16 protein-coding genes are annotated in these 24,213 nt (G+C 48.0%); 9 read left to right on the top strand and 7 right to left on the bottom strand.

What is annotated here, in order from left to right; translation table 11 throughout:
* The 4 genes from H595_RS0116045 to H595_RS23560 form a co-directional block, all read left to right on the top strand.
* A partial coding sequence (locus H595_RS0116045) for a SpvB/TcaC N-terminal domain-containing protein (RefSeq protein ID WP_027672122.1) occupies nt 1-6,945 on the top strand: 6,945 nt, incomplete at its 5' end.
* 690 nt (nt 6,946-7,635) lie between these two features.
* Nucleotides 7,636-8,472 (top strand): REP-associated tyrosine transposase, encoded by an 837-nt coding sequence (locus H595_RS0116035; RefSeq protein WP_027672120.1) that lies wholly within the window; start codon nt 7,636-7,638, stop codon nt 8,470-8,472.
* Between the two features lie 55 nt (nt 8,473-8,527).
* Entirely contained in the window at nt 8,528-9,139 is a 612-nt protein-coding gene (locus H595_RS0116030; protein ID WP_027672119.1) for a hypothetical protein, read from the top strand.
* 313 nt (nt 9,140-9,452) lie between these two features.
* Nucleotides 9,453-9,950 carry an outer membrane beta-barrel protein gene (locus H595_RS23560; protein WP_051219952.1) on the top strand — a complete coding sequence of 166 codons (498 nt, stop codon included), beginning with the start codon at nt 9,453-9,455 and terminating at the stop codon, nt 9,948-9,950.
* A 229-nt stretch (nt 9,951-10,179) separates the two neighbouring features.
* Here H595_RS23560 and H595_RS0116020 read toward each other — a convergent pair whose 3' ends face one another.
* Together H595_RS0116020 and H595_RS0116015 are read right to left on the bottom strand one after the other, a co-directional pair.
* Nucleotides 10,180-10,860: a M15 family metallopeptidase gene (locus H595_RS0116020; RefSeq protein ID WP_027672118.1), complete on the bottom strand. Its 681-nt coding sequence runs from the start codon at nt 10,858-10,860 to the stop codon at nt 10,180-10,182.
* A complete protein-coding gene (locus H595_RS0116015) occupies nt 10,857-12,248 on the bottom strand; it encodes a Na+/H+ antiporter NhaC family protein (RefSeq protein ID WP_027672117.1) in 1,392 nt (463 codons plus the stop codon). Before H595_RS0116015 ends, H595_RS0116020 begins: the two co-directional genes overlap by 4 nt.
* Nucleotides 12,249-12,463: 215 nt before the next feature.
* On the opposite strand from H595_RS0116015, the gene H595_RS0116010 reads away from it, so the two are divergent.
* Complete coding sequence (locus tag H595_RS0116010; RefSeq protein ID WP_205623247.1) at nt 12,464-13,888, top strand: M14 family zinc carboxypeptidase; 1,425 nt, start codon at nt 12,464-12,466, stop codon at nt 13,886-13,888.
* Between the two features lie 28 nt (nt 13,889-13,916).
* Here the strand turns inward: H595_RS0116010 and H595_RS0116005 are convergent, their stop codons facing one another.
* A complete protein-coding gene (locus H595_RS0116005) occupies nt 13,917-14,462 on the bottom strand; it encodes an NADPH-dependent FMN reductase (protein WP_027672115.1) in 546 nt (181 codons plus the stop codon).
* Between the two features lie 185 nt (nt 14,463-14,647).
* Between H595_RS0116005 and H595_RS0116000 the strand changes: the two genes are divergently transcribed.
* Both H595_RS0116000 and H595_RS0115990 read left to right on the top strand, forming a co-directional pair.
* Nucleotides 14,648-15,337 carry a pirin family protein gene (locus H595_RS0116000; protein WP_027672114.1) on the top strand — a complete coding sequence of 230 codons (690 nt, stop codon included), beginning with the start codon at nt 14,648-14,650 and terminating at the stop codon, nt 15,335-15,337.
* 143 nt (nt 15,338-15,480) lie between these two features.
* Nucleotides 15,481-16,032, top strand: a complete 552-nt coding sequence (locus H595_RS0115990) for a copper resistance protein NlpE (protein WP_037055066.1) — start codon at nt 15,481-15,483, stop codon at nt 16,030-16,032.
* Here H595_RS0115990 and H595_RS0115985 read toward each other — a convergent pair.
* The 4 genes from H595_RS0115985 to H595_RS0115970 are packed head-to-tail and all read right to left on the bottom strand — an operon-like array spanning nt 16,023 to nt 20,580.
* On the bottom strand, nt 16,023-17,198 hold the full coding sequence (locus H595_RS0115985; RefSeq protein ID WP_027672112.1) for an exo-beta-N-acetylmuramidase NamZ family protein: 1,176 nt from the start codon (nt 17,196-17,198) through the stop codon (nt 16,023-16,025). The two genes, H595_RS0115990 and H595_RS0115985, sit on opposite strands and share 10 nt — an antisense overlap.
* Entirely contained in the window at nt 17,195-18,130 is a 936-nt protein-coding gene (gene murQ, locus H595_RS0115980; protein WP_027672111.1) for an N-acetylmuramic acid 6-phosphate etherase, read from the bottom strand. Before murQ ends, H595_RS0115985 begins: the two co-directional genes overlap by 4 nt.
* Nucleotides 18,120-19,010: a glucosamine kinase nucleotide-binding domain-containing protein gene (locus H595_RS0115975; RefSeq protein ID WP_027672110.1), complete on the bottom strand. Its 891-nt coding sequence runs from the start codon at nt 19,008-19,010 to the stop codon at nt 18,120-18,122. The genes murQ and H595_RS0115975 overlap by 11 nt, the downstream gene beginning before the upstream one ends.
* A gap of 1 nt (nt 19,011) precedes the next feature.
* Entirely contained in the window at nt 19,012-20,580 is a 1,569-nt protein-coding gene (locus H595_RS0115970) for a sodium:solute symporter (RefSeq protein ID WP_027672109.1), read from the bottom strand.
* Between the two features lie 144 nt (nt 20,581-20,724).
* On the opposite strand from H595_RS0115970, the gene H595_RS0115965 reads away from it, so the two are divergent.
* Both H595_RS0115965 and H595_RS0115960 read left to right on the top strand, forming a co-directional pair.
* Nucleotides 20,725-22,638 (top strand): glycoside hydrolase family 3 protein, encoded by a 1,914-nt coding sequence (locus tag H595_RS0115965; RefSeq protein WP_240474922.1) that lies wholly within the window; start codon nt 20,725-20,727, stop codon nt 22,636-22,638.
* The gene (locus tag H595_RS0115960) at nt 22,638-23,831 is read left to right on the top strand and encodes an acyltransferase family protein (protein ID WP_027672107.1); all 1,194 of its coding nucleotides are present in this window, start codon (nt 22,638-22,640) and stop codon (nt 23,829-23,831) included. Before H595_RS0115965 ends, H595_RS0115960 begins: the two co-directional genes overlap by 1 nt.
* Nucleotides 23,832-24,213 lie beyond the last annotated feature (382 nt).

Below are 24,213 nucleotides of genomic sequence, written 5' to 3'. Positions count from 1 at the left end.
ACAGCGGGCACGGGCGGTAGTATATCGCCAACGTCACGCAGTGTGGCGCAAGGCAGCACTACTACCTTTACCGTAACACCACAGGCAGGTTATCAAGTTGCCAATGTCACCGGCTGTAGCGGTAGTCGCTCAGGCAATACCTACACCACAGGCGCAATTACTGCTGCCTGTTCGGTTAGCGCGAGCTTTAGTCGTATTACCCATACCGTTGCTGCCACAGCGGGCACGGGCGGTAGTATATCGCCAACGTCACGCAGTGTGGCGCAAGGCAGCACTACTACCTTTACCGTAACACCACAAGCAGGTTATCAAGTTGCCAATGTCACCGGCTGTAACGGTAGTCGCTCGGGTAATACCTACACCACAGGCGCAATTACTGCCGCTTGCTCGGTGAGTGCAAGCTTTGAAAATTCAACACCAACTTGGGCTGCTATTTCGAATCAGGCACCAGCAGAGTGGTCAGTGGGGTCTTATAATTACAGCCCATATGATATTAATATTGGTGCCATAGGCTCTACAGCAGGGGTAAGTGGCGGCCAGGCAAATTATAGTGTACCGCTTCAAATGGCACCGGGCCGGGCGGGTATGCAGCCTAACGTGGCACTAGATTATCAAAGTCGAAGTGGTAATGGCTTGCTTGGCGTAGGTTTTAGCTTATCGGCAGGTTCAGGTATTTCACGTTGCGGCCCAACAGTCGCGCAAGATGGCTATGCATCGGCGGTTAACTATCAGTTAGCAAACGATAAGCTCTGTCTCAATGGCGAGCGTTTAGTGAATGTTGAAGGTAGCTATGGCAGTTCAGGTACGGTTTATCGGACAGAAGTAGATAGCTTTACCCGGGTTACACAGTTAGGTGGCAACCTCAACCAGAATTCAGCACACTTTAAAGTCGAGTACCCTCAGGGTAGGGTTGCCTATTTTGGTTCTGATAGCGCTGAAGCAAAAGTTGTGCATACTGGCAAAACGGAAACATTTAGCTGGTTGCTGGCCTATGAGCAAGATCTGACGGCAAAAAACTATATACATTATGTCTATAGCTACAACGATAATGCCGAAGTCCTGCTGGACAATATTTACTATACCGGAAGCAGCGCTACCCAATTAGGTAACCGCCGAGTTTCGTTTGAATATGCAAGCCGCCCCGACATTAATCAGCAATATGTTGCTGGTGGTATGGTTATGCAAACCAAGCGGTTACACCAAGTAACGTCGTTTTTAGGCAATACCAGGTTGCATCGTTACACCCTGTCATATCAATCCAGTGAGGCTAGCCAGCGAAGCCTGCTAAAGTCTATTACACAATGTAGTTATTTGTCAGGCACTCAGCAATGTCTCCCATCTACCGTATTTGACTGGCAAGATGAAGCGGTAAATTACCAACTGGAAAAACTGGCCTTTAATAATTCGCCGGTTTATCAAAGTGAGCGAACCATTGATGGTTTGGTGCCGCATGGCGATATCAACGGTGATGGAGTGCGCGACTGGCCAAATAAGTTTGTTTCAGCAGAAGGCAATGTCATTGGTAGCCATACTTTTGAACTGAAAAACTGTATTCAAAGTCCGCTATCACGTCGCAAAGAGTGTGTCGAAGGCGATTTTGACAACAACGGCCTGACCGATGGCTGGGATGTGGTAAACGGTAAGCTGGTGTTACTGATGACACAGGCTAACCTGCAACGCTCGAATATTAATACCAACATACCACTACAAAGCCGGCAAATTGCCACGCCACAACAAGATCATATTCGTCATATTGGTGATTTTAACGGCGATGGTTGGCCCGATCTGGTGATATATCGCTTTAACAGTGGCACGCCAAAACTAGACTTATATCTGCACTCGAAAAATAAATCTGCCCCTTACAGCGTGAGCAGCGTAAGTAACTTGTATCAATTTAATACCGTGTTGTCGGGTAATGAACTGATAGAAACCACCACAGTCGAGTTTATCGGCGATATCGATGGCAATGGCCTTCCCGATATGGCGGTTTCTGCCGTTAATGCTTTCCAAGACGGGCATCTGGGTCGTTTTAACCCGGTACCGGTGTTACAAGGCTTCCGCTTAAATGCTTCAACCGGCAATAGCATTAACTTTAATTGGTTAAGCTTTAACCCCTTTACCAACAATGAACAGTATTTTAGTTATTTAATAGACATTAATGGTGATGGCTTGCCAGACTGGCTTGGCTGGGCAGGTTCCAGTACTAACCTACATGCCCGTATTAACAAAGGGGCAGGCGAGTTTACTGAGTTAACGGACTTAGGCATAGCGTTAGCACAGCGCAGCTATACCGTGGTGCATAGCATCGACGAACGGGAAATCTTCTTTGAGCCTAAGTACCGCAGCAGTTTCCGCGTGATGGATATTAATCATGACGGCAAAGCAGAGTTTCTTATACCCGCTGAACGGGTTGCAACCTCATGCACCAAAGTAAATACCAGCACGGGGTTAATAACTGCCTGCGGTGATGATTTATATAAGTCATATAAACTGACGGTAAATTCGAACACTACTTCAGTGCTGGACGTAAGCCGTATAGACGACAGCGTGTATCGTTTCAATGCAGTTAATATTACTATTGATAGCACAGGTGCGCTAAGTGCTACCACAGTACCTACGGCAATTTACGCCTCGGCCACTGAAAACTTTGCCACTGACGCCTTTGGTAAAGGCTTAACTGATCTGGTGTTTGCCTACGGCCCACGCTTTGCAGACACCACCATGGGTAACGTTGGCGGTGCCATGGCGGGGCGTCAGTTTGGTGTTTACATCAACAAAAACCGGGGCAGTTCTACTGGCGGGCAAGGCTATGCGCCTTCAGATATGTTGAAATCTGTTACCAATGGCCTGGGGAAATACGACAGCTGGGCTTACCTGCCGCTGTCGTCATCGCAAGGCCGGTTAAACAATTTGCCGTTTTATTTAGCTGACCGCAGCTATGTAGATGACGGCCAGCACTTCAACTTTGCTTCCAGCATGTATGTGGTGGCTGAGTACAATAGTAGCAATGGCGTGGGCGGACTAAACAGCACCCGTTATGCCTACCGCGGTGCCATGTACCACACCCAGGGCCGTGGTTTCCGCGGCTTCCGTGCCATTATTAGCGAAGATACCAGCAGTGGCTTAATCACGCATACCGACTTCAGACAAAAATTCCCGTTCACCGGGCAGATACGGGGCCAGTTTGTCTTTAGTGCCAACGCCTATCCAAGCGGGTACCCGGTAATTGGTTACAGCGGCCATGGCGCTACCGGCGCAGATAGTGCCATATCGGCGCAGGTCAATAACTGGCAACTGAATACCGTACACCGTGCTGCCAATAGCGTTGCCAGCTGTAACAGCCAGTACCGTAGTTTTACCGACGAAACCGATTTAACCTGCCCGGCAGGCGGCATTTATAGTGTGTATAAGGCGGGCTCAGACACCTATCTGCGTGATTTAACCACTAAGCAGCTGTATAGCCACACACAAAGCCAGGTAACCAGTGTTGACGCTTTCAACAATGTACTGCAGGCAAGCCAAACCATTAGCGATGACAGCGGTATTTATGCCTCATCCAGTAGTGCCACCTATAGCCCGCAAAGCGGTAACCCATGGGCACCACACCGGCTGGCAAGCCTGACCAAACACAGCAGCCCCGTGCAACAGTTAAATACGGTAATAAGTTATCCGGCCGCGTTGGATACGGCCAAATGGATAAAAACCACTTACAGTAACTGGCATAGTTCAGGCGCGCCACAGCAGGTTAATACTGAGGCTAGTGATGGTAGCAAGGTGCAAAAAGTGGTCACCGGCTTGAATGCTTACGGTTTACCCACAAATATCAACCGCACGGCAAGCGTTATGAGCCAAACCGGGGGGTGGAGTACACAAAGCCGCAGCGAATCTATAGGTTACAGTAATAACAACAGCACAGAATCTAGTGCGGGTTACTTCCCGTTTAAGCTAACTAATGCGCTGGGCCATGTTAGTTATGTACATACTGTCCCCGCCACGGGCCAGCCGGTAAAACAAATCTCTGCTAACGGTATTACTACCAGTTTTAGTTATGACTCGTTTGGCCGCCCGGCTACAGTGCAGCAAAGTGGACAGGCACTGCAGCGTATTTCACATGATACAACACGGTATGACAGCAATGCCCCAGGCAACGCCAGTTGGATGACAGTTACCACCCAAGCGGGTGGCCCGCAACAGCGAAGCTATTTTGATATGTTTGGCCGCAAACTGCGCGTTAGCGTGAAAGGTTTCAATGGTAGCTGGATAAATAAGGATACCCAATACAACGCCCGAGGCCTGGTTGAGCTAACAAGTGATCCCTACGAGCAAGGCATGGGTGGCGGCTTTACACAATACGCTGATTATGACGCCTTAGGCCGGCCTGGCAACAAGCAAGTACCCGGCGGCTTAAGCATAAACTATGACTACAGCGGCTTGGTAACGGAAATAACGGCAGGTGGCAGCCTACATATGAGCCGCAGTTACAACAGCATGAACCAGCTGCTGCATACAGAAGATGCCAACGGTGGTTTAACTTACTACCGCTATAACGGCCAGGGCTTACCTATAGTGCTGCAAGATGCCAACGGCGTTAAGTTAACCGCCAGCTATAATGCGCTGGGGCAAAAACTTAGTGTAGTAGACCCCAACCAGGGCAATAGCAGTTACCTATACAATGGTTTTGGCGAGTTGGAGCAAGAAACCGATGCCAATGGGTTAGCAATACGTTTTGACTACGACTCGCTTGGGCGGCAAACCAAACGCACAAGTTACAGCGGCAGTACAGTAAAAGACAACGCCAGCTTTAGTTACGATACCGCGTTAACAGGCCTGCCGTATCAGGAAGTGGCTAATGGCGTTACCCGCACCTTTGGTTACGACGCCAACGCCAATCTGCTAACTAATAGCCTGCAGTTGGACGGTAAAACCTTTACCAGCGAGTATTTTTATCACAGTGCCACCGGCCAGCCCACAGGCATGCGTTACCCCAATGGCCTGACGGTAAAATACGGTTATACAACTGATGGCCATCTGGAAACTGTAAGCAACGCCGCCAGCGGTTATGTTTACCGTACTATCGACAGCCAGGATGCACTGGGTAATGTACTGCAAGCCAGTTTGGGTAACGGTGTAAATAGCAACAACCAATACGACAGCGATACCGGCTGGGCACGAAGCTTAACCGCCTGGCGTGGCAACACGCGGGTACATGACGTGGAATACCAGCAGTATGACGTTTTCGGTAATATTGAGCAGGTAAAAAACCATATTACCGGCGCAACAGAAAGCTACCAGTACGACGAGCTGCACCGCTTAACCCGCAGCACCTATAGCAATATGGGCTACACCGTGCCGATAAACTACAGCTATGACGCGGTAGGTAACCTGCTGAGTAAATCAGATTATGCCAACACTTACCGCTATGGTAATGCGGCTAGAAACCTGGGCGGTAAAGCGGGTAGCAATGCGGTACGGCAGGTAATAAAGCTAAACAGCAGCACCGTTAACTTTAGCTACGACAACCAGGGTAACTTAACCGCAGGCGATGGCTTAACTATTAGCTACAACAGCTTTAAGCAGCCCACCCAAATAAGCCGTGGCGGTAACACCTTTGGTTTTACCTATGGTGCTAATTTAGAGCGGTTAAAAGAAACCCGCAACGGCATTACCACCTACGAGATAGACAAGCTGTACGAAGAAGAAAGTAACGGTAACTGGCGCTTATTCTTAAGTGACATCGCTATTATTAAATACGATGCCACCAACAAGCACCAAATACGCTATAGCCATAAAGACCGTTTAGGCAGCACGCTAACCTACACCGACCATAACGGCCAGGTCACCGACCGGCGTATGTTTGACGCCTTTGGTAAACCACGGGCGGTAGATGGTAATACGCTAACGCCGCCAAGGCTGCAAAACGCGCTGCTTAGCCGCAATGGTTTTACCGACCACCGCCATTTGGATGAGGTAGAGTTAATTCATATGAACGGCCGGGCGTATGATTATAATCTTGGCAGGTTCTTGAGTGTTGATCCGATTATTCAGAGTCCAGGTAATAGTCAATCACTGAACCCGTATTCGTACATTATGAATAATCCGTTGGCGGGGACCGACCCTACGGGGTATCGTTCGAAAAAGCTTGGGTCTAATATTTATACTGAAGATGAGAATATTAGTACTACAGGAAGTATAAAAAGCTCAGATGCAACGCAAAGCTTGACCATCGGCAAAGACTTCGTAACTGCGACGTCAAATAACGGTAGTGTGACAGTCAGTAATTTGAGTCCAGGCCAGACGCAAAGTATGGTGGATATTGGGGGGCCGCAAAGTAATGACAAATTTCTTCCTAATGGTGAACAGCATTCCCCGTTGTTTGGTGATGATGCTTTTGATACTAGTGACGAGACTTTTCATCATTATGATACGTTTACGCCATTTTGTGCAGAAGGCTCTAACGGCTGCACTTACGATATCCTTAGGGATGATGTTTTATATCACTTTAGTTACCCTGCAAAAGGCCTGATTGCAACACCAGCAGCCCTAGATGGAAGGCCTGTAGTTGCATATGTAGTAGGTCCTCTCGATGCAGCGCTAGGAAATACTGGGGATCCTTCCAATTACGACACACCAGTCGGAAGAGTTGTACAAATGAGGACTCCTGAAGGAAGAATACAGAATCAAACTCTTCGCGACCATGGGATGTACAATGGCACTATCACGAGGCAAATAATTAGCAGGGATGGCATGTTAGGCATCTGGACTCATGGCATTGGAGTTAATAAATTCATATCTACAATAGATACTCCAATACTCCGTGGTATAAATCCAGTGATAAATCTTGCAAATAAAAAGTTAGCGCAAGCGAATGATGTGTATGGACCGAGAGCGTTCGCAACAATGGATGCTCAAGCCAAGCAGTATTGGAGTAACAAATATGGAAACTAACTTTACTAAACAGTCGGTACTATTAAACGGCGTCCTCACTATAGTAATTGCTTTTGTATCATTTTACATTGGCCTGCTAATACTAACCTTTGGGGCAAGTGTAATCTCAGGATTTCTGGTAAGCTTAATGTTTCTAAAAGTTGGGATAGCTGGCTTTGTTCTGCTAGTAATACTCATATTGCTTGGTGTTAATTTTAGTAAACTCGAGATGCTCGCAATTTCGGTTGTTACGAATTCGCTCAGTGAGTTCGTGCAGAGTGCTATTCGTGATTCCGGAAAATTAAACAAAATTGGTGATACGGTGATAATTCGTCATCATGAAGTAAATAGTTCTCTATTTGAAATTAGTGACTTTCTTTGGATTGTGATGGTATCGAGCGTATTGTTAATAACGTTCTTTTGGCTATTAAAGAGAAAAAATTAATGTATCGTTCACATGGTTGGTGCAGATAAAAACAACCGGGATCAATGGACTTCGGGGTCAGGTCTTGCCTTTTGCCTTTTCTGTCTGGTGCGCTACAGTTTAGCGATGCGACACACCAGACGGAGCAAGCGACTTCGGGGTCAGGTCTTGCCTTTTGCCTTTTCTGCCTGGTGCGCTAGAATCTTCAGGGTCAGGTCTTGCCTTTTGCCTTTTCTGTCTGGTGCGCTACAGTGTAGCGATGCGACACACCAGACGGAGCAAGTACCATGGCCAGACCTTTAAGACTGGAATTTGCCGGTGCGCTTTACCATATCACCAGCAGGGGTAATGAGCGCAAAGCCATTTATTTTGACGATACCGATTTCGAACTGTTCTTAACCCTGCTGGGTAAGGTATGCGAACAGTATAACTGGGTGGTGCATGCCTATTGCCTGATGACGAACCACTACCATTTACTGGTAGAAACGCCCGATGCCAACCTCAGTAAAGGCATGCGGCAACTAAACGGTACTTTTACCCAGGCTATTAACCGAAAACACCAACGTGTAGGGCATTTATTTCAGGGCAGGTATAAGGCCATTCTGGTAGACAAAGACGCCTACTTACTGGAGTTAAGCCGTTATATTGTGCTAAACCCAATTCGGGCGAATATGGTGCAAAATCTTGAAGATTGGCCATGGAGTAACTGGCAAGCCGTAATGGGCAAAGCGGCTTCACCCGCCTGGCTGGCAACAGACGCCTTACTGAGCCTGTTTTCTAAACAACGCAAAAACGCCAGAGAAAAATATGCAGCGTTTGTGCAGCAGGGTAAAGGTGTGCCCGTTTGGAATAAGCTGAGCAACCCGATATTTTTGGGTAATGAAGACTTTGTGCAAAGCCATTTAGCGCGGCTACACGAACAGAATGAGCTATCTGAAATTCCGAAAAAGCAACGGCGTGTTGCTGCCAAAACACTGGCAGAGTATGAGCAGGCAACTAACACGCGGAATGCCGCTATTGTTGCGGCGTATCGCTCGGGCGGTTATACCCTGAAAGACATTGGCAGTCATTTTGGCTTGCATTACTCGCGGGTGAGTAAAATAGTGACAAAAATCAAGACCTGACCCCTCGTGTAGTTATCTGAGTATCCCTGATGCTGCACAGCGTATCAAAAAGGAAATGGGACTGACATCTTCTGGCTGCAATGGTAAATCTCAGTGTTTTAACAAAAACACGTACCCTGTGGTTAAAAATGCGGTGACATTAGCAAAAATGGCATTGCTGAATCAATCCGAACTTGAAGTGTTAGCCAACAAAATTGGTATTTCTAAATATGCATTTATCTCAAGTGCAAACCAGAAAAACCTACTTGATTCCAGCGTCTTCAGTATAGATGGTAGTCATCAATGGCATGATGGAAAACCTTCATATCCTCGTAGCAAAAACTTCACGGTGCATGTGTGGGACTATTCTAAAGATTATGGAAACGCAAAGCTATTTGGTGACGCGGGTGAGAAAAAAATTGTGTATGACAATCTATTTATAGGACCTATGGAAAAGGGTTTGTTCACACCGAATAATTTAGGTGGGTTCAGCCAACTTCTTTCCACGCAATATTTAAACCATTACAGAACCTGTGTAGGGGTTGCATTTATTACAGGTGCGAACGATCGCCGCTGTCAAAATATGAGCAATCCGGATCCGGTCTCTGGCGGAAATGGTGGCGGTAACCCACCAGGCGGCGGTGATGACGAATGTCTTCGTCCGAATTCAAAACTCGAATGCCATTGAATAACCAGGTCTGCTATTGGTCTTTTGGTGTCTATAGAGTAGACGATGCTGCGCACATAGCTTAGTGAGCGTATATTTTATCCCTGTAGCCCCAACAAAGTTACTAACCATCGGACAATCACAGGTTTTTATTCTAATTTAAGTGTCCACTTAATTTTAGTGGGCACTTAGTGTTTTGGTTTTGTACTTCTTTATCGCAACTAAGTTTTGGTGCTTAAATAAAGCAATGTCTAGAGCATTTCTGTTATAAAAAGAATTTATTTGTGATTTTTTTGTTTGTGAGTAAAATCTTTGCGCATTTTAAGGAGAATATATGCGCAATTTATTAAAAACAACGTTATTAACATCAGTATTAGCTGCAGCCGCTGTTAGCGGTGCGGCGCAAGCAGAAGTATACTTTGAAGCAGGCTTAATGCAGGTATCTACTGATATAGAAAGTGAAAACATCAGCCACTTCGGTGCGTTAGGTGTGGTGGGTACGACTTTAAATGCAACAGACAAGTTCGCACATAAAGTTGAAGCTATCGCTGGTTTAGGTTTGAATTCAGACAAAGTGTATGGCGTCGATGTTAAGATGGAATCGTTCTTCGGTGCAGCATATCGTCCAACGATTAAATTAAATGACTCGGTCGAATTGTATGGCCGTGTTGGATATTTCCATGGCCGTGTTAAGGCCAGTGCTAACGGATACAGCGACTCTGATTCTAGTAGCGAAGTTGGTTATGGTATAGGCATTGATTTTAAAAAGGTGTCGCTATCTTATTTATATGTCGACGACACAAACTTTTTAATGGCTACTTACCGTTTCTAAAATAGTATGTAATTACTCATTTCTAGTAAAAAGGCCTGAAATATCAGGCCTTTTTTGTATTTGTTGTTTCTTGCTGTTTGATATAGTCGTTCCGCTGAATAGCCGTTGTGTTATCAGAGTGATGTAAATAAAAAATAAAAAGCATAGCAGGTAGTCAATATCGCTTTAACATGTAGAAGTTGAATAAAATCAATTTGTTATGAACTTCACCTTAAAAGCTGATATTGACTTATCGAACGACAAAATCAAAATACTGCTCGGTATACACCGGTGGCTGATGGGTGAAATGCCACCATTCCATGTTGTACACCTTAAAGCCCGCACTGAGCATGATAATTTCCAACAGTTGCCGGTTTGCCTGTTGCAACTTGGTTATACCCGTTGCGCCAACATTGGAGATAGGATCAAACAGGTCAAACGGCGAGCCCATATCAATGGGTTGCCATTGACCAGCGCTGTTTTGTCGCGCCAGTGTCAGGTCTAGCGTGCTACCGCGGCTGTGGCCTGACTGTTCAGCAATGTATTCACCCACCAGTTTGTCTTTGTCCAGGTTGGGATAGTAGTCCGTCTTAGTACTAATGTCGGTTAAATCTGCCGCCCAACGCATAAAATGGTTTACGGCCCGTTGTGGCCGGTAGCAGTCAAAAACCCACAGGGTATAGCCTTTTTCCATGGCCGCTTGCTGCGCTTTAACCAAGGCATTAGCGGCGTTATTTTGTAGGTAACAGCGGTTTTCTTCGTAGCCATCGACAGTGCGGCCAACAAAGTTTTTATCGCCCAGATACGCCATATGTACCTGTATATCCGGTGCTAGCGTGCTGACATCACTAAAATCTTCGGGTATATCGTTATCCGCCGCCAAGACGGTGTTGCTAACAACTAACAGAGCAAATAAATTGAGCATTTTCATATCATTGTTACTCCGGCGGCGACAAACGCCATTAAGGCTAACGTACCACAAAACAGGGCATACGGTAGCTGAGTTTTAACATGCTCTAACAGATCGCAACCCGAGGCAACAGAGCTAACCGCCGTGCTATCGGAAATAGGCGAGCAGTGATCACCAAAGACACCTCCGCTCAAAATAGCGGCTAACACCAGTGAAGGCGGTAGCCCCAGCAATTCGACCATTGGCATACCGATAGGGATTAATATGGCAAAAGTGCCCCAACTGGTGCCGGTGGTAAATGAAATAAGCGCGCCGGCTAAAAACAGCAAGGCAGGAATAAGCACCAGCGGCAGGCTGTCATTAACAATTGAGGCAATAAAGGTACCGGTGCCAAGCAATTTTAAACTGCTGCCCAGCGCCAGTGATAACAATACTATAGTGACTAACGGCAGTAGCTCGCTCATGCCTTTAAAGCCAATGTCTACCAACTGTTGGTGTTTAAATCGCTTGCTCAGTAGCATCATACAATAGGCCACCAGGCATGCCAGTGTGGTAGCGTATAATACGGATTGTGAGCCTGAACCTGATACCAGGCGGCCGTTGCCTGTCATCAGCATAAAGCCAATCATCGAGCCAACCAGGGTTAACAAGGGTACAAGCATAAAGCTGGCATGAGTGGGTTTAACGTCAATTTCGGTATGCGCTGCCAGGGTGTGTAGTTCCTGCTCAGATTTACGCATTGGGCCATATACCTTGCCGGTTATAATAGTGTACAGCACCACACTAAGGGTAAACAGGGCATAAAAATTCAGCGGTATGCTGCCAATCAGCACCGATACGGCGTTGTCACCCAGCGAGTAGGTGCTTAACAGGCCAAGAATATAAGCGCCCCAGCCATTAAGTAAAATGATAATACAGATAGGTGCACTGGTACTGTCAATAATATAGGCAAGCCTGGCGCGGCTCATTTTGAATTTATCAAACAGGCCACGCGAGCTGATACCTGCGGTTAAAGAGCTAAGGTTAGATTCAATAAAGGTAACGGAGCTGATAAAAAACGTGAGTAACCCGGCCTGACGCGGCGTGCGTGCAATGCCTTTATCCACTAATAATTTAACGGTTGCAGACACCCCACCGGAGTCTCGCATGTAGGCCAACAATCCACCCACTAACAACGAAAACATCAGGATACGGGCGTTGTCACCATCCCGTGTTACCGCGACAATGCGTTCTAGCGTTTGAATGCCGCCATCAAGCAGTAAGCCTGGGCCTACACCTTGGCCACCGTATAAAAAAATCAATAGTTCAGCACTGCATAGCGACAACAGCAGCGCGAGAATGACCTCTTTACGCCACAACACAACAATAATGGCGACCAGCGCCGGAACTAAGGTTAACCAATCAGCCAAAATGGCCTCCTGTTATTATTATTCTATTTTATTTAGATGCTGAATAATTTATACCGGTTGTACTCTGGTGCCGCAAGCTCTGTGCTGTGTTTTGCGATAAAGAGCTTATTGCGATGGATGACGCATTGTGTCAGTTTGCTAACTGCTTCTGACCTTGCAATTGTTAACAGCATTGCGCCATGCTAATGACCTAAAGCAGTGATGCGGGGGGCGACATGCAACAGGCGCTAAAGTGGCTTCTTGCCAGCTTTTTAAGTTTAACCACGGTGGTACAGGCGATGGCAGTAAACGGGTTGACGGTAGAGCAGTATCAACAGATAAAACAACCGGGTTTAGATAAACCCCAGTTGGTGCACAGTGACATTACACCACTTTTGGCACAGCACCAGCAAAATGCTCTGTTTCGCTTTTCGCCGCTGGGGCAGTCGGCCCAGGGTACACCGGTTTGGCAAATTGATATTGGCACGGGCCCGATAAAGGTGCTTTCCTGGTCGCAAATGCATGGCGATGAACCCACCGCCACTGCCGCATTGATGGATTTATTAAACTTTGTTAGTGCGCCAGAGCAAAAAAACTGGCGGGATAATTGGCTAAGTAAGGTGACACTGCGGCTTATTCCAATGGTTAACCCGGACGGTGCTGCGGCTAATAGCCGCTTTAATAGCATGGGTATTGATATCAACCGCGACGCCAAAGCATTGCAAAGTCCGGAAGGGCAGTTGTTAATGCAAGCCGCAAAAGCGTTTAAGCCAGCTTTTGGTTTGAATTTACATGATCAAAACCGCTATTACGCCGCAGGCGACAGCAATAAACAAACTACTATTTCATTACTGGCGCCCGCGTTTAACGACGCGAAAGATATTGATGCCTCGCGCAAAAAAGCGATGCAGCTAATTGGCGATATGGCCGACTTGATGGCAGAGCAATTACCGGGCTATCTGGGAAAATACGATGATACCTTCTCTTGGCGCTCGTTTGGCGACACGTTTTCTGGCATGGGAATCAGTACCGTATTGATAGAGTCTGGGGGCTATCCTGGCGATGATAACCGCCAGGTTGCGCGACGGTTGAATGCTCAGCTGCTGGTATTAAGCATTGAAAGTATTGCCAGTGGTGCCTATTTACAGCAAACGTTAGAGGGGTATCGGGCAATTCCGTTTAACCGTGATGGTGGCATTAAAGATGTATTGATCGACAACCTTGGTATCGCTATTAACGGCCACGATGCGATAGTGGATGTAGCGCTGGAGTTTGATTTAGTTGGCGCTAAGCAAGCCCGTGTGCGTGATATTGGCGATTTATCCATTTACGGCAGCTACCATCGTTTTGATGCGAGTGGTCTGCGTTATCAAGCGCCTAAAGCTTATACACTAACCAAAGCTTTGACGCTGGATAAAACCAAATACCTTGCACTATTACGTGAGGGATACAGCCATTTTAGTGGTGACGCCAGCCTGCTAACGAATAACACCGACTGGCCCGTAGTCCTCAATCCAAAAGGGTTAAGCGACACTTCGCCGCAGCGTTTTCGCCATGCCACTTTTTTGTTGGCAAATAATGAGGGCGTGCAACTGGCCCTGTTAAATGGTCAGTTGCTGGATTTGCGCAATGGGCTGATATTGTACCCGATGGGGACTTAACATTGAGCAGCGCTTGGCCGCTAAGCCGTTAGCGGCTGAGCTGCTGTTGCCATTTTAATAGCGCATCAAGTTGCTTACGTATCAGGCCGTGTATTTTTTCGTCGATAACATTGCCGTCGGTGTCAAAGCTACCAGCAAACGCATTGGCAAATACCTCTGGCTGGTTTAGTGGGTGCAGGTTTAAAAACACACATACCTGACGCAAATGATATTGAGCCCGGCTGGTGCCCATGCCGCCACCTGCGCCCATAATGGCTGCTGGCTTGCCGCTTAGCAGGTGGTTGTCGGGTTCACGCGAGGCCCAGTCCAGAGCATTTTTTAGCGCCGGTGCCAGCGAATAGTTGTACTCCGGGCAGGCCAGCAACAGCGCATCAGCCTCGCCCAGCTGTTTTAGCAGTTGCTCTACCGCCGCAGGCTTTTCTGCTAAATCAGCATTATAAAACGGGACATCCAACAGGTCTGCCAGATGAATTTTCATTCCCTCAGGCGCATTCGCCTGTGCATAGCGCAACAAGCCGCGGTTAGCCGATTTAGCGCGTAAGCTGCCACAAATAGCCAATACATTAATACTCATCGTTTGCTCCATATGTGTTGTATAAAAGACTGCGTTAAAAAATACCGTCTGAGTGTAGCTTAGGTGGCTGCGTTTAGCCTGTGTTCAAATTATTTGAATATTAAGCGCAAATTATTCCGCTTTTTCTGCTGTAACGCCCCCGCTATGCTGTGGGCGTAAAGTGAACTTATTGCAGGAGAAGCCAGATGTTTGATATGAGATATGCAGCAGAGCGCGGCAAAGCCGATTTTGGTTGGTTACAAAGTCACCATACGTTTTCCTTTGCCAGCTACTATGATCCGGCGCAAATGGGTTTTTCAGCGCTACGGGTTATTAATGACGACAAAGTGGCACCGGGCGCAGGGTTTGATACTCACGGCCATAAAGATATGGAGATTTTAAGCCTGGTGCTAAGTGGCAAAATTGCCCATAAAGACTCGGCTGGTAATACCGAGATATTACCGGCAGGTGAGTTTCAGCTGATGAGCGCAGGGGCAGGCATTTACCATAGCGAATTTAATGCCAGCAAAACGGATGAGCTGGCCTTTTTACAAATTTGGTTACAACCAAATCAGCAGGGTGGTGAGCCAGGCTATCAGCAAAAAGATTTTGGCCAGCGTGAAGGCTTAACGCTGATTTTGTCGCCTGATGGCCGTGACGGCAGTTTAACACTGCGCCAGGATGCTTTGCTGTATCAGTTACTGCTGCCCTACGGTGAGCAACTGGCCTATAACATTGCATCCGGTCGTAAACTTTATATTCACTTGATTAACGGTGAGCTGGAGGTGGCTGGGAACCGATTGCAGCCGGGTGATGGCATCAAAATCAGTGAAGAAACCGCGCTGATACTCACGGCAAATGCAGCAACTAAAGCGCTTATTTTTGATTTGCCTTAACGGCATTGATGTCTGAATGACTTAGTGTGCGGCGTTATTCAGCCGGTATAAAGCTACTGCGCGCCAGTATGGTAAGTAAATACCGCGGCTGGCGCTGCAATGCCGGCCTTAGCGACGGTAAATTGCACTAATGAGATACAGAGATGAAAACCCATTTAAGTATTGTGGCCGTTACCTTAGTACTGTTGTTGGCAGCGTGTGACAGCAAAACCTCGGAAAATTCCCCTAACGGCGCAGAGAGCAATAATTCAGAGAGCAATAGTTCAAAGAGCAATAGTACAGTGGGTAACCCTGTATTGAGAAACTCTAAAGTGAATAGCATTATTGTGCCCGACAGTGAGCATAGCGCCCGCAACAGCCTGGACTGGGTGGGTACATACGAGGGCACATTGCCCTGCGCCGATTGTGAAGGTATCAATACTACTGTGGTGTTAGCCGCCGACTTTAGTTACCAGTTAACCCGGGTTTATGTTGGTAAGGATGCGATGGCATTGAACAGTAGCGGGCAATTTAGCTGGAATGAGGCCGGTAGCACCTTATTGCTGGAAGCTGAGCAGCCAGTACAATTCTTTGTTGGCGAAAACCAGCTGTTTATGTTGGACTCGCTGGGAAAACGCATAACCGGCGAATTAGCGGCGCGTTATCGGTTAACCAAGCAGCAGGACACAGCGCTACCTGCTGCTGATCAGGGGTAAAGTAAATAAGGCTTACGTTGCAGCCGGAAGTGTTGCAACGCCTCTTGCCAGCCAGCGCGGATCTCACTTTCGGTTAACCCTTGCTCTATTTGCAGGCGTAACTGGTCGGTTCCGGCCAGTTTGTCCATAAAGCCCGCCGAGTTAAAAAATACCTCGTCTTGTGCCTTAAACAACGCATGCCACCGCAGCAGATATTCCAGGTTTAAGCCCTGTGCTTTGACCTGGCGTAAATCTTCGCCCAGCAGCACTTTATCCATTAGCGGTGGGCTTAGTGCGGCGCCCGGTGTAGATACCGGCATAAACTGAAAATTACCTGTGCTGAATTTATCGTAGCCGATAACCTGAAACGGAAAAGCGGTACCACGGCCAACGCTAAGGGGGGTGGCTTCAAAAAAACCGAGTGACGGATACAAGGCTATTGCTTGATCGTTGGGTAAGTTAGAGCTGGGTTTTACTGGCAGCGAATATGGCTGGTTACGTTGATAACCACTTAGCGGCACCACACTTAGCTGCAGCTTGTCAGCGTGGGTTATCCAGCGCTCGCCTTTAATCATCTGCGCCAGCTCGCCTACTGTCATGCCATGTAATAGCGGAATAGGGTGCATACCAACAAAAGACTGAAATTGCAGGTCCAGCACCGGGCCGTCTACATAGGCGCCGTTAGGGTTGGGCCGGTCCAGCACCAGCATGCTTACGCCATGTTCTGCAGCAGCCTGCATCATGTAATGCATAGAGCTGATGTAAGTGTAATAACGCACCCCGACATCCTGAATGTCAAAAATGACGACATCCAGTTTTTGCATTTGCTCTGCACTGGGCTTTTTGTTGGCACCATACAGTGATAGGAGCGGTAACCCGGTTTTACTATCTACGCCAGACTTAACTGTGGCGCCGGCGTCGTGATCGCCACGAAAACCATGTTCTGGTGCAAAAATGCTGACAATGTTTATCTGCTGGGCTAGTAATACATCAACCAGATGTTGCTGCCCCAGCATGGACGTTTGGTTGACCAGTACCCCCACCCGTTTGCCAGCCAGCATCGGTAAATACTGTGACAGCTGTTCTGCACCAGTTTGCAGTGGCGGTTCAGCAGGAGCGTTTACGTTGTTATCGGCACCGCAAGACAGCAAGCAAACGCTTAATAGCAATAGCAGCAGTGCTCTCATAGTTTACTCTCCGGTTGCAATGCTTTACGGATAAAACCTTGTTGCTGTGTTAGTTGGCGACGACAGTCTGTAATTGGCTGGCCGCTAAGAATATGTAAGATAGCCAGCTTGGCGCTCATATCAGCCGCTTTTAGCGCGTCACGTGCCACTTGCGTTGAGCATTCGGTTGCTTGCATAACGATGCGCACGGCACGTGCAACCAGTTTTTCATTACTGGCATGTAAATCTACCATCAGGTTTTGATACACCTTGCCACTGCGGATCATGGCGGTGGTGGTTAGCATATTTAACAGTAGCTTTTGTGCTGTCCCTGCTTTCATTCGGGTTGAACCAGTGACGACCTCAGGGCCTACCACGGCGCAAATACCGATGTCGGCCGCATTTAACACTGGCGCATTGGCATTGCAGCTAATTGCTGCTGTAAAACAGCCGATGCTGCGGGCATAAGCGAGGCCGCCCAGCACATAAGGCGTGCGGCCACTGGCTGCTATACCCACTAAAATATCGTCTGCGTGCAGTTGTATTTGCTGTAAATCCTCTACCGCCAGCGCGGGGTTATCTTCCGCACCTTCCACCGCTTTATATACCGCACCATTGCCGCCGGCAATTAACGCCACAACCTGTGATGACGGCACACTGTAAGTTGGTGGGCATTCTACCGCGTCCAGTATACCAAGCCGGCCACTGGTGCCCGCGCCCAAATAGACTAAACGACCACCTTTGCTAAAGGCTTCGACAATACGATCGGCTACCGCTGCTACATCGGGCAAACAACTGACCAGACTTTTTGCCACCGTTTGATCTTCAGTATTAATGCGCTGCACGATTTCTAAGCTGGACAATAGATCAATATCCCAGCTTTGAGGATTGCGCGCTTCTGAGCTCATAGCATCCAGCTGCTGTAATAAGGTGTCTTGTGCATTAGTTGTCATGGCCATGCCCCGAAAAAGGTGAAGAGGAAATAAGCTGTAACGCAAGAATATAGGCGCCATCAAGCGCACTGCCTTTTGCTGGTTGCAGCAACGCCTGGCATGGCAGGCTTAACCGTGGCGCGGTGATGTCGGCCAGGCCGCCTAATAACACCACTGGCAGGTCAAACTGCTCGCGGCCATGCCACAGCAGTTGTTGTACCGCTTCTGCGTGGCGCTGCAATAACGTATCCGCCAGTAGACATTGCTGGGCATAGTGAAACACTAATGGCGCCAAGGCTGCAAAGTCGTTTGGGCTGGCGGTTTTTAGCCACGGCAATAAGCTGGCTGCATCGTTACCTATTTTTTCTGCAACCGCATCAAGCAATGGGCTGGTAATGCCGGCTAAACTGTCTACTTGCCACAGCAGTTCACGCACCAGTTGTTTACCCAGCCAGGCGCCTCCCCCTTCGTCACCAATATTAAAGCCCCAGCCACCCACTTGTTGTTCAATACCGTCGGCTTGCAGGCGCATGGCAACAGAACCGGTGCCTAGTGCGACAACTAATACCGGCTGCCCCAGATTGGCACCGTACAGCGACGTTTTCGCGTCAGTCGTCAGTAAAAAGTGGCTGTAGTGCTTGACCAGCTGTTGGCTGGCTTGCTGGTGTTGCTGCGGGTTGCCAGCGCCCGCTAATCCCATCACTGCAACTACCTGCTGCGAACTGATACCCGCTTGTTGGCATAAGGTGCGGCTAAGCTGGTTAATATTGCTTAGCGCCAGTGAGAAATCATTGGTCAGCGATGCCGGTCCGGCGTATTGCTGCCAGTGTTGGCCTGTGCTGCTATTTGTCAGTCTGGCCAGTGTTTTGCTACCGCCGCCATCGACCGTCAGGATCCACATGTTATTGCTCCTTTATGGCATGTTGTGGCGCTGTGGCGTTGCCGCTAAGACAGACCAATGTCGCCACTACTGTGCCGATACACAGTTGCCAGGTAAAACCTAAATTAAATGCCGCCAGTGACGGGCTAATTTGCTGAAGAATATAGGGTTGCAGCAGCAGGGTTATGCCAAACCCGGTAAGCAGGGCAGCCGTAACGGAATAACGATTACCGCGATGGCTAAATAATGCCGTAAAAAATACCCCTAACAGGCCACTGTATGAAAACACCATCACGCTGAGGGCAAAAGCTAGCAAGGGCATATTGGAATACTGTTGCCAGTAAAAACACAATATCGCCATCGCCGACAAGGTGACGGCGGTGGCTATCATACCGAGTTGACCTGCACGAACAAAATGCCGCTCACCGGTGTTAGGCTGCTGTTTAAGTTTCCACGGTTTATACATGTCAGCTATCAGCACCGATGACATGGAGTTTAAACCAGACGTAATAGTCGATAGCGCCGCTGCAATTACACCAACGACCACGAGTCCTCTGAGTCCGGATGGCATTTCGTTTAAGACGTAATACATAAACACAGTGACTTTTTCGCCGCCAAAGCTATCGGCAAAGCCTTGGGCTGGCTGATATAAATCCGGGCGTTGGTAAAAGATATACAGTAAAAAGCCAATCAGGATAAACACCAGCATGGTGGGAATGACCATTAATGCCGAGCTGAGCAATGCCCGTGCACCAGCTTTGCTGTCTTTGCAGGTGAGTACGCGCTGGGTCATATCTTGATCCAAACCAAAAGCCGCAATATTCAGTAAAATAAAACCACTCAGCGCAGACCACATATTAAATACGCCGGCTGAGCTGATATCAAACCGCCAGTCAAATAGCAGTAATTTAGACGGACCACCTTCAACAGGCTGTTGCAGTGCCTGGGTTAGCGTTGCAACATCTAACCCCAGGCTTTGGTATAAATAAACCAACACCAACAAGGCCGCCAGAACATAAACACCACATTGTAGGGCGTCAGTATAAATAACAGAGCGGATGCCACCGGCAACGGTACAAGCCAGGCCAATTAACGCCAATAGTACTACGGCAACTAAGACACTAGAGGCCTCAATATTATTAAAAAGCAGCATGGCAACGGCAATGGCGGCCATGTACAAACGCGCACCGCTGGCAAAAATGCGGCCAAACAGATACATCTTGCCGGCATGGTCCTTCGCGCTGGCGCCAAAGCGTTGCTCCAGCAACTCGTATACCGTGGTAACTTTAAGTTGATAGTAGCGAGGCAGTAAAAAGCGAATAACGATAAAGGTAGCGATAAGGGCGCCGATATTGGTTGCAATATAACTCAGGTTGCCACGAAAACCCATGTCAGGGCCGCCAAGAAAGGTGGCTGCCGATTGCGACGTGGCTAGCACCGATACGGCTACCACCCAAACCGGCATGCTGTTGGCAGCAAGAAAATAATCATTACTGCTGCCTGCTTTGCGGCGGTTAACCCACCAGCCTAGCAATGCTAGTACGGCGAAATAGCCAAAAAAAACAACCCAATCGAAAAATGTCAGTTGCATGCCAAGCCCTGCATAATAAAACGCCAGTCAAAGATACCATACCGTATCGTTTATGAGTAAAGTATACATTTATATTTATCTTGAATGAATAAATTATTTTTGTTGTACTGCAGCTATGTTCCGCCAGAATATCAGGACACCAATATGGCTTTATCATTATTCAGGGTCAAAATGACATGTATCAAAGTGCTAGCGTTGTACTCAGCGCTTTTATTCAGCGTAAGTGGGGTAGCTAACACCATGACGGCGAGCGTTGCTATTAATAAGGCCCCATCTGCTAGTGTTAAACAAATGTTAGGCCAGAAATTGATGCTGGACTTACGATATTACTGCACCGAGGCGCCAAAACAGGGTAAATGCAAAACACCGATGACCCAGCTACCCGCCGAGCTTGCGACACTGATCCGGGATTACGATATTGGCGGCGTTATTTTGTTTGCTGAAAACTTAGACTCTGTGGAGCAGATTATTCAGCTTAACCGTGATTTGCAGAACGCTGCGCAGAGTTCGGCACTGAAATTACCCTTGTTTATTGGTATTGATCAGGAAGGCGGGCGGGTTGCTCGTTTACCTCGGTCGTTGGCGACGTCTTTTAGCGGTAATATGGCCATTGGTGCTACGTATGCGGAGCACGGCACGGCGTTCGCCTCAACGGTTGGTAAAGCCCTGGCAGATGAACTGCTCCCACTGGGGATAAATGTTAACTTTGCGCCGACGGTTGATGTAAATGTTAACCCGTTAAACCCGGTAATCAATGTGCGGGCGTTTGGTGAAGATGCCCAACAGGTTGCTGAGCTTGGGGGCGCCATGACAGCAGCCATGCAGCAGCAAGGCATGATAGCAGCGCTAAAACATTTTCCCGGCCATGGCGACACTGAAGTAGACAGCCATTTAGGTTTACCAAAAGTAGAGCATAGCGCACAGCAAATTCGCCAAGTGGATCTATACCCCTTTGCGCAGATTATTAAACACAACCAGCCCGGCATGATTATGACCGCACATATTCAATACCCAGCGCTGGATAGCTCAACCTTTGTGTCAAAAGAAGGCGAGCAGATGATTAAACCTGCTACTTTGTCGCATGCGATACTGCATGATGTACTGCGAAAAGAGTTGGGTTATTCCGGTGTTATTGTTACCGACGCATTAGACATGGCGGGGATAAGCAAATTTTTTACCCAAACCGAAGCGGTTATACAAACTTTTGCTGCCGGTGCTGACATTGCCTTAATGCCGGTAAAGCTGCAACAACCGGACGAGTTACCTGCACTGGCCGCGTTACTGGAGCAGTTAACGGGCGCAGTCACTGCAGATAAAATCCCACAGTCCGAGCTTCGTGCATCTTATCAGCGCATTGTGGCGCTAAAGCAGTTGTATCCATTAATACCCGCAGAACTTACTGTCGCCGAGCAACATAAGCGGGCACATGCTGTGCTGGGTAACGCGTCGCATCGCGCCAGTGAGTTAGCGTTAGCACAAGCTGCAGTGACACAAATCAAGCCGGCTGTGGGTATGCCTTTTACGCTTGAACAGCAGAAAAACTTGCTGCTGGTTATGCCAGATAATGCCAAAGCAACAGCACTTAGCGCCGCGCTGCGCCATTACAGCAAGGTGCCTTTTGCTATTTCGGTGATAAGCCTTCAACAACCTGACATCAGTGATGCCATTGCTAAAATAGCCGCCGCAGATATCGTGATTAGTGGTTTTATTTCGCCGATGCAAAGCCTGGCTGATATTGGTGGTATGGACGACATGACCGGTATTAGTAATATTGCCGCAGCGTACCAACGACAAAAAACACAGTTTGAAACGCTATTGCCACAGATAAAAGCCAGTAACAAACCGCATGTGTTTATTAGTCTTAGAGCCCCTTACGATATTACTGATTACGGCCAGTTTGCCGATGCTGTGCTGGCAACCTATGCCTATAACACCGCTGAAGATCCGTCGTTAATAAATGCAGGTAATGCCACCTACCAAGCGTTAGCGCAGGTGTTACTGGGGCAGATCCGGCCTACAGGGCAATTGCCGGTAACCGTAACCGGAGCGGATAAATAATGTTTGCCGCGATAAAGCGGCATTGCCAGCAGATACTTGGCGGTATGCCTGCCAACCGTTTACTGGCGTTGGATGCGCTGCGTGGGCTAACCATTACCGCGATGATACTGGTCAATAACCCCGGCAGTTGGAGTTATGTATATGGCCCGCTGCGTCATGCACAATGGCATGGTTGGACAGTGACCGATCTTATTTTCCCGTTTTTTATTGTTATTGTTGGTATGTCGTTACAGCTAAGCTTGCAACGACAGCCGCGGCTTGCCAACGCTGAGATATTAAAACAGGCACTGCTACGCTCAGCAAAACTGTATGGCTTGGGGCTGTTTTTGGTGCTGTTTTATTACAATTTCCGAGACCCAAACTATAGTTATGTCGAACAAAAAATAATGACAATACGTACGTTGGGTGTGCTGCAGCGAATCGCGCTGGTGTATCTCTGTACGGTTGTTATTGCGTTGTATTGTGGTACCCGTGGCCGTGTTGTCGCGATACTGGCACTTTGTGGCGTCTATCTCGCTGCGATGTGGTGGTGGCCTTACTATACTGAGCAAGGTGTCAGGTTTGCCGGCATGTTTGAATTTGGTAACAGCTTTGCGGCCTGGTTAGATCATACGGTGCTGGGCGCTGCCCATGTGTACTACCGCAGTGCAACGCCGTTTGCTTTTGACCCCGAAGGGCTTTGGTCAACGTTGCCTGCCATTGCCAGCTGTGTCAGCGGGTTATTAATTGCACAGTGGTTACAAACTGAGCGCAATTTAGTACAGAAAACCCGTGGCTTGTTATTGTTCGGTGTGGTGGCGGTATGGCTGGCAGAGCTTTGGCATTTTGTTTTGCCGATAAACAAGAGCTTATGGACACCGAGCTTTGTTGCTTTAAGCACTGGCTACTGCGCACTGGCATTAGCGGCCTGTATTTTTCTTTGTGATATGAAAAAGTATCGCCTTTGGGCAGCGCCCTTTGTGGTGTTTGGTGCCAACGCAATATTGTTTTTTATGCTTGCCGGTGTCGCTGCACGTTTGCTAGGCATGCTATCTGTGGGAAATAGCGCATTACAAAGCTGGTTATTCAGTGCTGTTTACCAGCCGCTATTTGGTGATTACAACGGTTCACTGGCTTTTGCGCTTAGTTTTCTGGCATTGTCTTACCTGTTAATGCATTGGTGCTATAGGCGCGGTTATGTGTTTAAAGTATAACGGATGAATAATAGCTAAAAAATAGCAGCACTATTTCAAACTGGTAAATGGCTAATAAACAAGGATAGGTCGCGCGCAGCCGCGACTTAATCCTGTTGTTGGACAAGCCCGGTGTTTGAGTTTTCTGCTTATATAGTAGATATATCGATTGCAGCCTGAGTGGCTTTATTTGCGTTGGCTAGCGGCAGTAAATTGGGGGCGAGTTTAGCCATGATCGCCTGTTTTGCCAACAGCAATCTGTTTCTTCTGTTTTGTGTCGTTTAGCCGTTATTCACCTCCTGGTTCAGTGTTTTCACCACGGGTGGGGCGCATCCTGTGCCTTGGCGCATTCCTTTGCTTAGTTGGTTCGTTTTACATGCGCCGTTTGCGTGTCTGTTGTGGC

Source organism: Rheinheimera baltica DSM 14885, from assembly GCF_000425345.1.
In the GTDB taxonomy this organism is placed as follows: Bacteria; Pseudomonadota; Gammaproteobacteria; order Enterobacterales; family Alteromonadaceae; genus Alishewanella; species Alishewanella baltica.
The sequence above is the reverse complement of the archived record's forward strand: the minus strand, read 5'-3'. Positions and strand labels throughout refer to the sequence as shown.

Coding starts and splice junctions, on each gene's coding strand:
- H595_RS0115985 (WP_027672112.1), bottom strand. CDS start 17,198: ATGAGAGCACTGCTGCTATTGCTATTAAGCGTTTGCTTGCTGTCTTGC.
- H595_RS0116020 (WP_027672118.1), bottom strand. CDS start 10,860: ATGAAAATGCTCAATTTATTTGCTCTGTTAGTTGTTAGCAACACCGTC.
- H595_RS23560 (WP_051219952.1), top strand. CDS start 9,453: ATGCGCAATTTATTAAAAACAACGTTATTAACATCAGTATTAGCTGCA.
- H595_RS0115970 (WP_027672109.1), bottom strand. CDS start 20,580: ATGCAACTGACATTTTTCGATTGGGTTGTTTTTTTTGGCTATTTCGCC.
- H595_RS0116030 (WP_027672119.1), top strand. CDS start 8,528: ATGGGACTGACATCTTCTGGCTGCAATGGTAAATCTCAGTGTTTTAAC.
- H595_RS0115975 (WP_027672110.1), bottom strand. CDS start 19,010: ATGTGGATCCTGACGGTCGATGGCGGCGGTAGCAAAACACTGGCCAGA.
- H595_RS0115960 (WP_027672107.1), top strand. CDS start 22,638: ATGTTTGCCGCGATAAAGCGGCATTGCCAGCAGATACTTGGCGGTATG.
- H595_RS0115990 (WP_037055066.1), top strand. CDS start 15,481: ATGAAAACCCATTTAAGTATTGTGGCCGTTACCTTAGTACTGTTGTTG.
- H595_RS0116010 (WP_205623247.1), top strand. CDS start 12,464: ATGCAACAGGCGCTAAAGTGGCTTCTTGCCAGCTTTTTAAGTTTAACC.
- H595_RS0116005 (WP_027672115.1), bottom strand. CDS start 14,462: ATGAGTATTAATGTATTGGCTATTTGTGGCAGCTTACGCGCTAAATCG.
- H595_RS0116035 (WP_027672120.1), top strand. CDS start 7,636: ATGGCCAGACCTTTAAGACTGGAATTTGCCGGTGCGCTTTACCATATC.
- H595_RS0115965 (WP_240474922.1), top strand. CDS start 20,725: ATGGCTTTATCATTATTCAGGGTCAAAATGACATGTATCAAAGTGCTA.
- H595_RS0116000 (WP_027672114.1), top strand. CDS start 14,648: ATGTTTGATATGAGATATGCAGCAGAGCGCGGCAAAGCCGATTTTGGT.
- murQ (WP_027672111.1), bottom strand. CDS start 18,130: ATGACAACTAATGCACAAGACACCTTATTACAGCAGCTGGATGCTATG.